13 protein-coding genes are annotated in these 14,637 nt (G+C 63.9%); 6 read left to right on the top strand and 7 right to left on the bottom strand.

Going from position 1 to position 14,637, the window contains the following annotated elements; translation table 11 throughout:
- On the top strand, window positions 1–814 hold an 814-nt coding region (dapE, locus tag QZY06_RS14690; RefSeq protein ID WP_295685825.1), incomplete at its 5' end, for a succinyl-diaminopimelate desuccinylase.
- Window positions 811–1,827 carry an alpha/beta fold hydrolase gene (locus tag QZY06_RS14685; RefSeq protein WP_295685824.1) on the top strand — a complete coding sequence of 339 codons (1,017 nt, stop codon included), beginning with the start codon at window positions 811–813 and terminating at the stop codon, window positions 1,825–1,827. The genes dapE and QZY06_RS14685, both read left to right, overlap by 4 nt.
- Window positions 1,828–1,843: 16 nt before the next feature.
- Here QZY06_RS14685 and QZY06_RS14680 read toward each other — a convergent pair whose 3' ends face one another.
- The 6 genes from QZY06_RS14680 to QZY06_RS14655 all read right to left on the bottom strand — a co-directional run bounded on the left by QZY06_RS14680 (window position 1,844) and on the right by QZY06_RS14655 (window position 8,840).
- Window positions 1,844–2,638, bottom strand: coding sequence for an SDR family oxidoreductase (locus QZY06_RS14680; protein ID WP_295685823.1), 795 nt, complete (start codon window positions 2,636–2,638; stop codon window positions 1,844–1,846).
- Entirely contained in the window at window positions 2,635–2,898 is a 264-nt protein-coding gene (locus QZY06_RS14675) for a hypothetical protein (RefSeq protein ID WP_295685822.1), read from the bottom strand. Before QZY06_RS14675 ends, QZY06_RS14680 begins: the two co-directional genes overlap by 4 nt.
- A gap of 255 nt (window positions 2,899–3,153) precedes the next feature.
- Window positions 3,154–3,783: an alpha/beta fold hydrolase gene (locus QZY06_RS14670; RefSeq protein ID WP_295685821.1), complete on the bottom strand. Its 630-nt coding sequence runs from the start codon at window positions 3,781–3,783 to the stop codon at window positions 3,154–3,156.
- Between the two features lie 140 nt (window positions 3,784–3,923).
- Entirely contained in the window at window positions 3,924–6,986 is a 3,063-nt protein-coding gene (locus QZY06_RS14665) for an efflux RND transporter permease subunit (protein ID WP_295685820.1), read from the bottom strand.
- A 5-nt stretch (window positions 6,987–6,991) separates the two neighbouring features.
- Window positions 6,992–8,134: an efflux RND transporter periplasmic adaptor subunit gene (locus QZY06_RS14660; RefSeq protein ID WP_295685819.1), complete on the bottom strand. Its 1,143-nt coding sequence runs from the start codon at window positions 8,132–8,134 to the stop codon at window positions 6,992–6,994.
- A 103-nt stretch (window positions 8,135–8,237) separates the two neighbouring features.
- A complete protein-coding gene (locus QZY06_RS14655; protein WP_295685818.1) occupies window positions 8,238–8,840 on the bottom strand; it encodes a TetR family transcriptional regulator in 603 nt (200 codons plus the stop codon).
- Window positions 8,841–8,958: 118 nt separating this feature from the next.
- Between QZY06_RS14655 and QZY06_RS14650 the strand changes: the two genes are divergently transcribed.
- The 4 genes from QZY06_RS14650 (at window position 8,959) to QZY06_RS14635 (ending at window position 13,376) form a co-directional block, all read left to right on the top strand.
- A complete protein-coding gene (locus QZY06_RS14650; protein ID WP_295685817.1) occupies window positions 8,959–9,501 on the top strand; it encodes a cytochrome b in 543 nt (180 codons plus the stop codon).
- Window positions 9,502–9,530: 29 nt separating this feature from the next.
- Window positions 9,531–10,091 (top strand): YceI family protein, encoded by a 561-nt coding sequence (locus tag QZY06_RS14645; RefSeq protein WP_295685816.1) that lies wholly within the window; start codon window positions 9,531–9,533, stop codon window positions 10,089–10,091.
- Window positions 10,092–10,156: 65 nt separating this feature from the next.
- Window positions 10,157–10,762 carry a YceI family protein gene (locus QZY06_RS14640; protein ID WP_295685815.1) on the top strand — a complete coding sequence of 202 codons (606 nt, stop codon included), beginning with the start codon at window positions 10,157–10,159 and terminating at the stop codon, window positions 10,760–10,762.
- 163 nt (window positions 10,763–10,925) lie between these two features.
- Window positions 10,926–13,376 carry a hybrid sensor histidine kinase/response regulator gene (locus QZY06_RS14635; protein ID WP_295685814.1) on the top strand — a complete coding sequence of 817 codons (2,451 nt, stop codon included), beginning with the start codon at window positions 10,926–10,928 and terminating at the stop codon, window positions 13,374–13,376.
- A 70-nt stretch (window positions 13,377–13,446) separates the two neighbouring features.
- Here the strand turns inward: QZY06_RS14635 and QZY06_RS14630 are convergent, their stop codons facing one another.
- Entirely contained in the window at window positions 13,447–14,418 is a 972-nt protein-coding gene (locus QZY06_RS14630) for a helix-turn-helix domain-containing protein (RefSeq protein ID WP_295685813.1), read from the bottom strand.
- Window positions 14,419–14,637: the final 219 nt, after the last annotated feature.

Below are 14,637 nucleotides of genomic sequence, written 5' to 3'. Positions count from 1 at the left end.
CGTCGAGCGCCTGCTGGCGCAAGGCAAGGTCAACGGCACCATCGCCTTCCTGATCACCAGCGACGAGGAAGGCCTGGCCCATCACGGCACCAAGCACGTCGTCGAAGTGCTGAAATCGCGCGGCATCAAGCCGGATTACGCAATCGTCGGCGAAGCCACCGGCGACGCCGCGTTCGGCGATCGCATCACCATCGGCCGGCGCGGCTCGCTGGGCTGCAATCTGACCGTATTCGGCAAGCAGGGCCATGTCGCCTATCCGCTGAAGGCCGACAACCCGATCCACCGCCTGGCACCGGCGCTGGCCGAGTTGGTGTCGATCGAATGGGACGCCGGCAATGCCCATTTCCCGCCGACTTCGTTCCAGATCTCGAACATTCACTCCGGCACCGGCGCAACCAACGTCATTCCCGGCACGTCCGAGCTGATCTTCAATTTCCGCTACTGCACGGAATCGACCGCCGACAGCCTGAAAGCGCGCGTGCACGAAGTGCTCGATCGCCACGGTCTGCGCTACGAAGCCAGCTGGTGGCTCAGCGGCCTGCCGTTCCTGACCCGCCAGGGCGCGCTGATCGCAGCCGCGAAGGAAAGCATCCGCGCCGTCACCGGCCTGACGCCGCTGCTGTTCACCGGCGGCGGTACATCGGATGCGCGCTTCATCGCGCCGATGGGCACCGAAGTGGTCGAGATCGGCCCGGTCAACGATTCCATCCACAAGGTTGACGAGCATGTGCGCGTCGTCGATCTCGATGCCTTGAGCGCTGTCTATGAAGGCACGCTGGCGCGCCTGCTCAGTCCAGCCGGAGCGTCAGCATGAGCAGCGAATCGTCGATCGTCGGCCGGTTCCGCCCGAGCCTGTTGCTGGCGCCACAGCTGATCCAGACCGTGCTCGCCGGCAAGCGGCCGGTGATCAAGCGCTGGCAGAAGCGCGGCAATGGCATGAGCGACGTGGCGATGCAGCATCTGCTCGACTGCGGCGTCGACGAACACGGCCAGCAAGTGCGCCTCACCGGCATGCACTCGCGCCAGCCTGCCGATCGCGAATCACGCGGCCTGGTGGTGCTGATCCACGGCTGGGAAGGCAGCCACGATTCGGCTTATCTGTACTCGATGGCCGCGCGCGTCTACGAAGCCGGCTGGAACGTGTTCCGCCTGAACCTGCGCGATCACGCCGGCACGCACGGCCTCAACGAACGGATGTTCCACTCGGCACGCATCGCCGAAGTGCTGAACGCCGTGCGCAGCATGCAGGCGCTCGATGGCGCGGAGAAGCTCGCGGTGATCGGTTTCTCGCTGGGCGGCAACTTCGCCTTGAGAGTCGGCCTGCTCGGACCAGCCGCTGGCATCACACCGCAATTGTCGATCGGCATTTCACCGTCGATCGATCCCGGCGCCACCCTGCTGGCGATCGACAACGGCCCGGCCGTGTTCAAGCGCTACTTCCTCGACAAGTGGCGCAAGACGCTCGACGCCAAGGCCGAAGCCTGGCCCGGCCGCTACGATTTCAGCGAGCTGAAGCGCATCGACAGCTTCGTCGGCATCACCCGCCGCTTTGTCGTCGAGCACACCGAGTACGACACGCTGGACGACTATCTCGCCACCTACACGCTGACGCCGCCGATGCTGATGGGCGCGCCCTCGCCGCTCGCGGTGCTGACCGCGCAGGACGACACGGTGATCCCGATCCGCGATTTCGACGGCCTGGGCGCGCGCGGTTCGGTGATCGCCTACGACGCGCCGCGACGTGGCGGCCACTGCGGCTTCATCGAGAACCTGCGCCTGGAAAGCTGGGCCGAACGGCGAGTTGCGGAGCTGCTGGGGCAGCTGTAACTGCCGAGCGCTCCGCTCAGGCTTTCGGTGTCGACCGCTTCAGCGCGAACGAGAACAACTGCGGCGCATAGCGCTTGAGACGCTCGTAGAACACTTCCTTGCCGCCCATCATCACTTCTTCCTGATTGGTCTCGACGGCATCCCAGATGTCGTCCGCGCAATCCTCGGCGCTGATGCCGCCGGCGATGTTGTGATCGGTGACGCCATTGGCGCGGCCATCGCCTTTCACGGCGTTGACCGAAATCTGCGTGCGCACATACCCGGGATAGACGGCAGTGAACTGGATGCCGTCACGCCACAACTCGGCGCGCGCCGCTTCGGTGAAGCCGGCCAGCGCGAACTTGGCCGCCGAGTAGCCGGTGCGTTGTGGTGCGCCGATGCGGCCGGCGATCGACGAGATCATCACGATGTGGCCGCGCTTGCGTGTACGCATGCCCGGCACTAGCGCGCGGGTCAGTGCCACCGGGGCGAAGAAATCCAGTTCCATCAGCTGCCGATAGACCTCCATCGAGGTATCGACCAGCCGGCTGCGCTGCGAGATGCCGGCGTTGTTGACCAGCACGTCGATCGGCCCGAAACAGGCTTCAGCCTTGGCCACCGCCGCCTCGCCATCGAAAGCCAGCAGATCGAGCGGCAACATCGCCACTTTCGAAGGATCGGCGCAGGCCGCGCGCACTCGCTGCAACTCGGCTTCGCGGCGCGCGCTGAGCACCAGCTTCGCACCACTTTCAGCGGCCTTCAGCGCAAGCGCTTCGCCGATGCCACTCGAAGCGCCGGTGATCCAGATGGTGGTGTCGCGCAGTTGGGTCATCGGGCGTCGTAGTAGGCGGCGGTAGCAATCAGATTGTCCTGTCCCCTCCGCGACTGGACGGCCAGCCAGTCCTGCAAGGTGTCGAGCAGGACCGGCGACAGGCCGCCGCCGAGCCGGGGATATTCCGATACTGCACCAGAGTGCGTGTTCAGGAACAGGTGGTTGACGCCGGGCAGCACGCGCACTTCGGCAGCGGCATTGCCTTTCAGCGCGGCACGCGCGGGCGCTTCGTTCAGCGACGGCGCGATCTGGTGGTCCATCGCCCCGAACAGCACCAGGGCCGGCTTGCGGATTTTCTCCAGCGTCGGCGCCGGGTCATAGCTGAGGATGTGGCGGAACCACGGCGAACTGAGCGATTGCCGTTGCCCTTCGACGAAGGCCTCTGACAGATGCCGCTGCTCGCCGATCCGCTGCAGCGCGGCACACAGGCGGGCATCACGCTGCTCGGTCGGCAGATCGGCCTGCAGGATGTCGAACAGACGGCCGGCCTCGGCGGCAGCGGCCAGCGCGGCCTGCTAGCTGGCGCCGCGGTCGAGCGCGCCCTGGACGTTCTGGTATTCGGAGATTGCGCGGCCAGTCACCGTTGGCGGTGCCAGCAGCACCAACCAGGCGACGTCGCTGCGCCGGGCGGCGATCATCGGCGCGATCATGCCGCCTTCGCTGTGGCCGAGCAGGCCGATGCGCGTGGCATCGATATCCGGGCGGCTGCGCAGGTAGTCGAAAGCCGCTTCGGCATCGGCGGCGTAGTCGATAAGAGTGGCAGCGCGAAGATTGCCGCTGGATTCGCCGACGCCGCGCTTGTCGTAGCGGAGCACCGCATAGCCCGCCGATTCGAACGCCGCAGCCAGCATGCGGAACGGCTTGTGACCGTAGAGCGTCTCGTCACGGTCGTTCGGGCCGCTACCGTGGATCAGCACCACGGCCGGCACCGGCAGATCGCGCGCGACATAGGCCGGGCGGCTCAGCGTGCCAGCGAGCATCACCTCGTCGCTGGCGCCTCGAAACCGTACTTCCTCCGAGACGCGGGCCGTGGCCATCGCCGTCGCGTCGTCTTCGTACTCGGCCTGCACCGCCACGGGCAGCGCGACCAAAGTCAGCGCCGCCGCCGAAAGCCACCTGCCTGCTGCCCTCACGATTCCGTTCATCACTGCGCTCCTGCCGATCTGGTGCCGATCTGGCAGTTATGTGCAGTGCAACAAAAGGGCCAACCCTCAGCCGGGAAGCCAGCTGGGGGCGGAAATGCCTACAGGCGGCGGCGAACGACGGAAGGGCGGTCCAGCACCACCTACGTCGGCCGGCGCACCCGGAACCAGGCTGCGTACAGTGCCGGCAGGAAGGTCATGGTCAGCACCGTGGCAACGATCAAGCCGCCCATCAGCGCTGCTGCCATCGGCCCGAAGAAGGTGCTGCGCACCAGTGGAATCAGCGCCAGTACCGCCGCCGCTGCCGTCAGCACGATCGGCCGGAAGCGTCGCACCGCTGATTCGACGATCGCCGTCCAGGGATCGTGGCCGGCCTGGATGTCCTGATCGATCTGATCCACCAGGATCACCGAGTTGCGCATGATGATGCCGGCCAGCGCGATGACGCCGAGCAAGGCGACGAAGCCGAACGGCAGGCCGGTGACCAGCAGCGCAGCAGCGGCGCCGATGACGCCGAGCGGCGCGGTCAGCAGCACCATCACCGTGCGGCCGAAGTGCTGCAGCTGGATCATCAGCAGCACCACGATGACGACCAGCATCATCGGCATCTGCGCGTTGATCGAATCGTTGGCGATCTTCGACTGCTCCAGCGTGCCGGCGATGCTGATTGCATAGCCGACCGGCAACTGGGCGCGCAGCGCATCGAGCTGCGGATCGATGGCATTGGTGACGTCCGGCGCCTGCTTGCCGGGCGCCGTTTCCGCCTGGATGGTGATCGCCGGCAGCCGCGAATAGCGCCACAGCACACCGGGCTCGAACGCCGGCTGCGCCTTGCCGAACTGCGAGAACGGCACCGAGACGCCGCTCGCCGTCGGCATGTAGGCATCGGCCAGATCGCTGATCCGCGAGCGCTCGTCGAGCGGCTGGCGAGCGATGATCTCGACGTTGCGATTGGCCTCGCGATAAGTGCCGATGACGCTGCCGGACAGGATCGTCTGGCCCGCGCCGCGCACTTGCTCGCTGGTGATGCCGAGCACGCGAAGCTTGTCCTGATCGATGCGGTCCTGAACCACCAGAATCGACTCGTGCCAGTTGTCGTGGACGTTCCGGGTAAACGGGCTGGCGGTGATAATCGCCTTGACCTGATCGGCATAGTTGCGAACCAGCTTCGGGTCCGGCCCCTGCACCCGGAACTGCACCGGCCAGCCAACCGGCGGGCCGTTCGGCAGCGGATCGACCCGGCCGCGCACTTCAGGGAATTCCTCGGCGATCCAGGTACGAAGACGCGCGCGCAGACGTTCACGGCCCTTCAGATCGTGAGCCACGACCATGAACTGGGTGAAGTTGACGTGGGCCAGTTGCTGGTCGAGCGAGAGATAGAAACGTGGTGCACCGTTGCCGACATAGGCGACGTAATCGACGACATCGGGATCGGCCGCCAGCTTCGCTTCCATGCGCTTGGCGATGTTTTCGCTGGCCAGATAGCTGCTGCCTTCCGGTAGCCAGAGATCGACCATCAGCTCGTCGCGGGTGGAGTCCGGAAAGAACTGCTGCGGGATCACTGCAAAGCTGGCAACGCCAAGCACGAAGGCGGCGAACGTGGCGATCATCACCGTCTTGCGTTGCGCCACGCACCAGTCGATGACCCCGCGCAGGCGACGATAGAACGGCGTGTCGAACAGCTCGTGATGCTCACCGGCCGGGCGCTCCTTGAGCAGCATCATGCCAAGCCAGGGCGTGACATAGACCGAGGCGATCCAGGAGATCACCAACGCCATGCCGACGACTGCAAAGATCGAGAAGGTGTATTCGCCGGCTGCCGATTTCGCGAAGCCCACCGGCAGGAAGCCAGCGGCGGTGATCAGCGTGCCGGTCAGCATCGGGAACGCGGTGGAGGTGTAGGCGAACGAGGCCGCTTTCAGCTTGTCGTAGCCCTCTTCGAGCTTCCGCGCCATCATTTCGACGGCGATCATCGCGTCGTCGACCAGTAGCCCGAGCGCCAGCACCAGCGCGCCCAGCGAAATCTTCTGCAGCTGGATGCCGGCCCAGTCCATCGCCAGGAACGTCACGCCGAGCACGAACGGAATGGTCAGTGCCACGACCATGCCGGTGCGCAGGCCGAGACTGAAGAAGCTGACCACCAGCACGATGACCACGGCCTCGGCCAGCGACTGCACGAACTCGCCGACTGCGCTCTTCACCACCTTCGGCTGATCGGTGACTTGATTGACCTCGATGCCGACCGGGAAGCTGCCGCGCAGCCGCGCCAGCGTGCTGTCGAGCTGCTCACCCACCTTCAGTACATCGCTGTCCTTCTCCATCACCACGCCGAGCGCGATGGTTTCCTTGCCGCGATGGCGGATCTTCATCCGCGGCGGATCTTCATAGCCGCGATAGACCTTGGCGAAATCGCCGAGCCGGAAGGTCGAGCGGCCGACCCGGAAGCGGGTGTCCTCGATCGCTGCGAGATCGCCGTAAGTGCCGTCGACCCGCACGAACAGCGCACGCTCCTCGGTGTTCAGCTGCCCCGACGGCACGACGATGTTCTGGCCGCGCAGCGCTTCGGACAACTGCTGGAAAGTGATGCCGAGCTGCGCGAACTTGCGGTACGAGAACTCGACGAAGATCTTCGGCTGCTGCTCGCCGAGCAGATCGACCTTCTCGACACCTTTCACAGCGCCGAACACCTTGCGTGCGGTGTCGACGTAATCCTTCAGCTCGACATAGGTGAAGCCTTCGGCGTGGAAGGCGTACATCGCGATATAGGTGTCGCCGAACTCATCGTTGAAGAACGGCCCCTGCACGCCCTGCGGCAACTGGCCCTGAACATCGCCGACCTTCTTGCGCACCTGGTACCAGACGTTGCGCACGTCCTTCGGCGGCGTGTCCTCGCGCAGGAACACGAAGACCTGGGTTTCGCCGGGCTTGGAATAGCTCTGCGTGCGATCCAGCCACGGCGTTTCCTCGAGCTTTTCCTCGATGCGATCGGTGACCTGCTGCTCCATCTCCGCCGCGGTGGCGCCCGGCCAGTAGGCACGCACGACCATGATCCGGAAGGTGAACTCGGGGTCTTCCTTCTGGCCGAGATTCAGATAGGCGAAGACGCCGCTGATCATCAGCAGCACGACGATGAAACGGGTGAACGAAGCATGCTCGATCGCCCAGCGCGACAGATTGAAGCCGCCTTCAGAACCTGGTTGGTTCATGGCATTCAGCCTGCGGCGTCTGGAGTCGCCGGCGTGACCGCATCAGGCATCAGGCGCACCTTCTGGCCTTCGCGCAGCAATGGCGCGCCGGCGGTGACCACGCGCTCGCCGGCTGTCAGCCCTTCCGCGATCAAGGCGCTATTGCCGTCGAAGCCGCTCAGCCGCACTGGCCGGAAGTGCACCTCGCTGCTTGCCTCGTCGAACACCCAGACGCCGTGCACAGTCTTCTGCTCGGTGTAGGCCGTCAGCGGCACATGGATCAGCGATGCCAGCTTCGGCCCCTGGATGCGGATGCTCGCGGTCATGCCGAGCTGCATCTCCGGCGGCGGCTTGTCGACCGTCACCCGCAGCGCATAAGTGCGCGTCGCCGGATCAGCCGACGACGCCAGTTCGCGAATGCGGCCGGGGAACTCACGGCCGTCGACGGTCCACAGCATCACCGTCACCGGCGCATCCGGTTTCAGCGTGCGCAGCAACTGTTCCGGCACATTGGCGGCCACTTCCATGGTGCCGGCCTGGGCCAGACGGACGATGGTCTGGCCGGCCGCGATCACCTGCCCGACTTCGGCATCGATCGCGGTGATCACGCCATCGGCATCGGCATGCAGCTGTGCGTAGCCGGTCTGGTTGCCGCTGACCCGAGCCTGCGCCTTCACCGAGGCGAGTTGCGCTTCGGCGGCGGCAAAACGGGTCTGCTGGCGATCGAATTCGGCGGCGCTGATGAAGCCGGTATCGAGCAGCTTGCGATAGCGTCCGAGGTCAGCCTTCTCGACCGCGAACTGTGCTTCCTGGGCGGCGACGGTGGCCTGGCTGGAGGCCTCGTTGAGCGCCAGATCGGCCGGATCGAGTTGCAGCAGCAACTGACCCTTCTTGACCCGATCGCCGACGTTGACCTTGCGCTGATCGATCTTGCCGGTCACCCGGAAACCGAGGTTCGATTCATACCGCGGCCGCACTTCGCCCGCGTAGATATTGCGAGCGTCGATCGCGCCCGGCGCCGCGACGATGGTGCGCACCGAGCGCACCTCCTCGGCTACGACTGGCGGCTTGCTGCAGGCCGACAGCAACAGCAAGGCGATCAGGCCGGCCGAAGCAGGGACAGATTTCAGCGTTCGCAGCACGCCGGACTGGTGCTCGGTGACGGTCATGCTCGCTCCCTGCAGCGCGGTCAGCGATTCGTTCCGGCCCGAAGCAGGCCGTTGACGAAACGCTGTTATTCGTTATTGGAAATTGACATCTGTGACCGTCGAATCACTTCGGTCTGAGCAGCAGCGAGGCCACCAGAAACTCGGCCATCAACGCCGCCTGGCGGCCGCGATCCTGCGAAAAACGTTCGGCGACGATCTGCGGATGGCAGAACGGAATCACCGCGTTGAACACGCACTGGCAGCTTTCCTCGACGTGCTCGGCCACGAATTCGCCACTGCGCACGCCGTCTTCGATGACCAGCCGGAAGCAGGCGCGAATCCGTTCGATGTGCGCATCGATGACGCTCCACTGTTCGTCCATCGCCTTGATGACGATCTCGTGAACCTTGGATTCATTGAGATATTGCTCGCAGGCGAAGCGATGGCCTTCCATGATCAGGCGCTTCAGGCGATCCGCCGCCGGCCGGCTCTCGCGGGCGATGCCGAGCGACATCGCTTCCATCCGCGCGAGCACCACTTCGGTGATCGCTTCGTTGATCGCCGCCTTGCTCTCGAAGAAGCGATAGACGTTGGCCGGTGACATCTCGCAGGCCTGGGCGACATCGGCGACGGTGGTCTTGGAATAACCGAAGGCCCGGAACAGACGTTCGGCCTCGGTCAGGATGCGGTCCCGGATGTCGGGCTGGGTAATGGCAGCGCTTCTCATGTGACGAGTATCGAAAATCGTCAGTCATACGTCAACAAGGGATATTCCCTCGATGGCAATCGGCGGTGGCAATGCGCAGCGTGGCGCGTTACGGTGTCGCCATCTTCGAGTTCCCGTCATGTCCGACAACAAGGCCTACACCCGCCCCGCGATTGCGCTGCACTGGTTGATGGCGCTGATGATCATCGGCGGCTTCGCAGTCGGCCTGTACATGACCGGGCTGCGCTTAAGTCCGGACAAGCTGAAGCTGTATTCCTGGCACAAATGGAGCGGCATCACCGTGCTGGCGCTGGCGTTGATCCGCATCGGCTGGCGTCTGAGTCATCCGGTGCCAGCGCCGCTGCCGGGACAGCCGCTATGGCAGTTACGCGCGGCGCACTACACGCACCTCGCGCTGTATGTGCTGATCCTGGCGATTCCGCTCAGTGGCTGGCTGTACAGCTCGGCCTCGGGCTATCCGGTGGTCTATCTCGGCATCAAGGCGCTGCGCCTGCCGGACCTGGTGGCCAAGGACAAGGAACTGGCGACGGCGCTGAAACAAGTCCATGAGCTGTTGAACTGGACCATGGCTGCCTTGGTCACCGTGCACGCTGCCGCTGCACTCAAGCATCATCTGATCGATCGGGACGGTACGCTGCGCCGCATGCTGCCGTCCCGTTGAACCGACCTGTCCGAGACCCGATCGCCCCCATGCACTTCCGATCCATAACCGCCGTTCTCGCACTGGCGAGCCTGATCTCCGTACCTGCCGCGTTCGCTGCCGAACGCGCCATCGACGCCGCGAAAAGCTCGATCAGCGCCGAGTTCACCCAGATGAGCGTGCCCGTCAACGCGCCGTTCAAGAAGTTCAGCGGTGGCATCGATTTCGATCCCGCCAAGCCGGCCGAAGCGCGTGCCCATTTCGATATCGACACCGCGAGTTTCGATATCGGCGATGACGACTACAACGCCGAAGTCCGCAAGCCGGAGTGGTTCGATACCGCGAAATTCCCCAAGGCGAGCTTCGTGACCAGCGGTCTGAAGCCAACCACGCCGGGCAACTTCGAAGCCAGCGGCAAGCTCAGCCTGAAGGGCAAGACCATCGAGCTGAAAGTGCCGGTCACCGCCAAGACCGAAGGCGGCTTGACCACCTACAGCGGCACCGTGTCGATCTCCCGCAAGGCCTTCGCGATCGGTAGTGCCAGCTGGGATGACACCGTCGAAGACACGGTGAAGATCCGCTTCCGCATCGCCGTGCCCGCCGCAGGCTGAACCTTTGCATCACCGATTCGCCGCAAGCTGTTTTCGAACTCAAGACTGACAAGGAGCCCCAAACAATGTTGAACCTCAAGAACACGCTGCTTCCCGCCGCCCTGCTGCTGGCCTGCGGTGCCGCGCTCGCTGCGCCCGAGAGCTACACCATCGATTCCAGCCACACCTATCCGAGCTTCAAGGCCGCGCATATCGGCGGCATCTCGTTCTGGCGCGGCAAGATCGACAAGAACAGTGGCGCCGTTGTGCTCGATCGTGCGGCCAAGACCGGTTCGATCGAAATCCTGATGGACATGACCTCGATCGACTTCGGCCTCGACAAGATGAACGAGCACGCCAAGAAGGAAGACTTCTTCGATGTCGCCAAGTACCCGACGGCCACCTACAAGTCGACCAAGCTGACCTTCAGCGGCGACACCCTGACCGCTGTCGACGGCGACCTGACCCTGCACGGCGTGACCAAGCAGGTGCACCTGACGGTCAACCAGTTCAAGTGCATTCCGCATCCGTTCTACAAGCGTGAAGTCTGCGGCGCCGATGCCAGCGCCACGATCGATCGCACCGATTTCGGCGTCAGCTACGGCGTCGGCAAGGCGATTCCGGATGGCAAGGTGACTCTGGAAATCCAGGTCGAAGCGCTGAAGGACGAAGCGGCTGGTCCGGCTGGCTAAGCTTCCGCTCGATGTTCCGCTTCTTCTCATCTGGAGAAGCAGCGGATCCGCAGACCCAAACCACGGCACATGCCGTGGTTTCTTTTTGAGCGCGAGGCAATAATCGACGAATAACTTGCGGTAAGCAGCTCGTTCACGGCCACTTCATAACGATAAGTTCGGAATGACGAACACCACCTTGCACACAGAGTCGGCGGACCTCGCCGGGCTGATCCGCGACCACGACTGGTCGAGCACCGCCCTGGGGCCGATCGATCAGTGGCCGGTGAGCCTGAAGACGACTACCAATATCCTGCTGCTCGCGAAGATTCCCATCGCCCTGCTCTGGGGCACGGACGGAATCCTGATCTACAACGACGCCTACGCGGCTTTCGCCGGCCATCGTCACCCGCAATTATTGGGTACCAAGATCCGGGAAGCCTGGCCGGAGGCGAGCGACTTCAACGACAACGTGATGAACGTGGGGCTGGCCGGCGGCACGCTCACCTATCGCAACCAGGAAATGGTGCTGCAACGGCACGGTCGACCCGAGACGCTCTGGCTGAACCTGGATTACTCGCCGGTGCTCGACGAAAGCGGACAGCCCGGCGGCGTGATCGCCTTCGTCGTGGAAACCACGGAGGCCGTGCAGGCCGGTCGTCAGCTCGCCGCAGAGCGCGAGCAGCTGACTCAGATGTTCACCCAGGCTCCGACCTTCATGGCTCTGCTGCGCGGCCCGGAGCACCGGATCGCCCTGGCCAATCCGGGCTATCTGAAGCTGGTCGGACGCAGCGATGTGGTCGGGCTGACGGTCTCCGACATTGTCGTCAATGCCATGGCTCGGGAATACATAGAAGTGCTGGACCGGGTATTCGAGACCGGCGAAACCTATGTGGCCTCAAGTGCCCGTTATGAGCCCCCGCCGATGCCCGGCGCTCAGGCCACGGAACGGCTGCTCGATTTCGTCTACCAGCCGATCAAGGACGCCTACGGCCAGGTATCCGGCATCTTCGTCGAGGGTGCCGACGTTACCGAACGCGCCAAGGCAGAAGTCGCGCTGCGCGACAGCGAGGCCAGACTCAGAGACCTTAACGCCGACCTCGAACGCCAGGTCATCGAGCGCACCCAGGCACGCGGACAGATCTGGAAACTCTGTCCGGACCTGCTCGGCGCCCTCAATCGCAAAGGCTATTTCGAGACCTCGAATCCGGCCTGGCAGCAGTTGCTCGGCTGGACCGAAAACGAAGTTTCGCAACAGTCCATTTTCGAGCTGCTGCATCCTGATGATGTGGAATCCACGCGCCTGGGGTTTCAGGCGATCGATGACGAAAACCCCGCATTTCGTTTCCCCAATCGCTATCGATGCAAGGATGGAAGCTATCGCTGGATCAGCTGGTTCGGCGTCGAGGAAGACGGCCTGATCTATTGCATCGGGCATGACGTCACTCAGGAGCGCGCCGCGGCCGAAGCGCTCGCGCAAGCTCAGGAAGCATTACGGCAGTCGCAGAAGATGGAAGCGATCGGCCAGCTCACTGGCGGTATCGCACACGACTTCAACAATCTCCTCGCCGGCATCGCCGGCAGCCTGGAACTGCTCGAGAAGCGCTTGCAGGAAGGTCGCCTCAACGGCGTCCAGCGACTGATCGATGCAGCGCGAACCTCCACCAATCGCGCTGCCGCGCTGACCCAGCGCCTGCTGGCTTTTTCAAGGCGCCAGACGCTCGATCCCAAGCCCATCGATGTCAATCGGCTGATCGCCGGAATGGCAGACCTGATTCGCCGCACCGTCGGCCCGGCGATCGAAGTGGAAGTGGTCGGCGCCGGCGGCCTGTGGCCCACCCTCGTCGATCCGCCACAGCTCGAAAACGCCCTGCTGAATCTGGTCATCAACGCCCGCGATGCGATGCCCGATGGCGGCCGCATCACTATCGAGACCGCCAACAAGTGGCTGGACCGAAACGCGGCACAGGAACGCGATCTCGAGCCCGGCCAGTACTTGTCGCTATGCGTGACCGACACCGGCACCGGCATGACGCCCGAAGTGATCTCCCGCGCCTTCGATCCTTTCTTCACCACCAAGCCGATCGGCGAAGGCACCGGCCTGGGGCTGTCGATGATTCATGGTTTCGTAAGGCAATCGGGCGGCCAGGTGCGGATCTATTCCGAACTCGGCATGGGCACGACGATGTGTCTGTACTTCCCCCGCTTCATCGGTGAACTGGACACGCCGGATGAAATCGCCACCCAGGAACAAGCGCAGACCGGCCACGGCGAAACCGTGCTGGTGATCGACGATGAAGAATCGATCCGCATGCTGCTGGTCATGGTGCTCGAGGAAGCGGGCTATCGCGTCCTTGAAGCGGATACCGGGCCATCAGGGCTGAAGATCCTGCAGTCCGATACCCGCATCGATCTGCTGATCACCGACGTCGGCCTGCCCGGCGGCCTCAATGGCCGACAGGTTGCCGACGCAGCCAGAGTCGTCCGGCCCGATCTCAAGGTGCTGTTCGCCACCGGATACGCCGAGAACGCGGTCGTCGGCAACGGTCATCTGACGCACGACATGCGAGTGATCACCAAGCCCTTCGAGCTTGCGGCCTTGACGACGCTGGTTAGCGAGATGATCGACCGGTAAAGCTGCGCTGTCCCGGCGCAGCTCACCGTGCAGGTGACACGGCGCGCTCACGCACGCTGGTGAAAGCTGCCTATCCGGGATTGGCCGCAATCTCGGCGCGTGAATCACGATAGTCCTTCGGGCTCATGCCGAATTCGTCCCGGAATCGACGCGCAAAGTGCGTCGCGTTCTGGAAGCCTGCGGAATAGGCGATGTCGATGATCTTCCGGCCCTGCATCCGGGGATTCTCCAGATCGAGACGACAGCGCAGCAGGCGCTTATGCACGACGTACTGGAACGCCGTCGTTCCCGTGCTCTTGAACAGCCAGTGCAGATAGCGAACGGAAATTCGGGTGCCGTTGGCGATGGTCGCCGGCGAGAGTTCCGGATCTTCGAGATGGGCGTCGATGTAGCCACGAACCTGCTCCATCTGCACTTCGCGCAGCGAGGTCGAGATCGGTGACTGCGGCTCCTCGAGCGCGGTGACCAGCAGGCCGATCGCCGATTCGGTCAGGCCATCGCTCTGGCTGAAGGCACCGCTCATGAACATCGGCGACACCGAACGAACATATGACGCCATCAGCTTGGCGGCGTTCGAGTCCTTGTCGAGCTTGTGCCGTATCGAATGCCAGCTCCGAGGCAGCCAACTCTGCAGACGCGCCAGCGGCAACAACACCGAAACCTTGTGCAGACTCTCCATCACCTGGAAGCGCATCGGCCGGGTGGTATCCCAGATCAGCAGGTCGCCTGGTGTCAGCACGATCTGCTCGTGCCCGAAAGAGATGTGTTCGCGTCCCTGCAGGACCAGCTGAATGCCCAGCACCTCTCGGGTGTCCAGGGACATCTCCGATCCGGTACGCGTCGCACCGCAGGGATCGCAGCGGCAATCCACCACCTGGAAGCCGGAAACGACGCGGTGTCTGATGCTGGCCGAGAATGCGTCGCTGGGCTTGCTGTCGAACCGGAAGGCGCCATAGACCTCCTGCAGCTTGCTCTCCCACTCCTCGTACGAGTCTCGCCGTGGGTGAGCCGCCGTAGACCACTCCGTTGCGCTGGCAGTCATTGTTGTTTCCTCCTCCATCGAGCGGCACCGTTCATGCGGCGTCCTGTTCGTGACTTGCACTGTACCGTCATCAGTGTCGTTCGCAAGAACTCGTGATTTCCGCTTGCACGGAAACGCACACGGAATGGCACCCGTGGCAACGAGCCGCCTCCAGTGGCTGCCTATCCTTCAGCAGCCCTGTCGACCTGATTGGCTATGTCGCACGGCAGCAGCAATCGG

This window comes from uncultured Nevskia sp. (assembly GCF_903885465.1).
GTDB lineage: Bacteria > Pseudomonadota > Gammaproteobacteria > Nevskiales > Nevskiaceae > Nevskia.
This window is presented reverse-complemented; position numbering and strand designations above follow the sequence as displayed.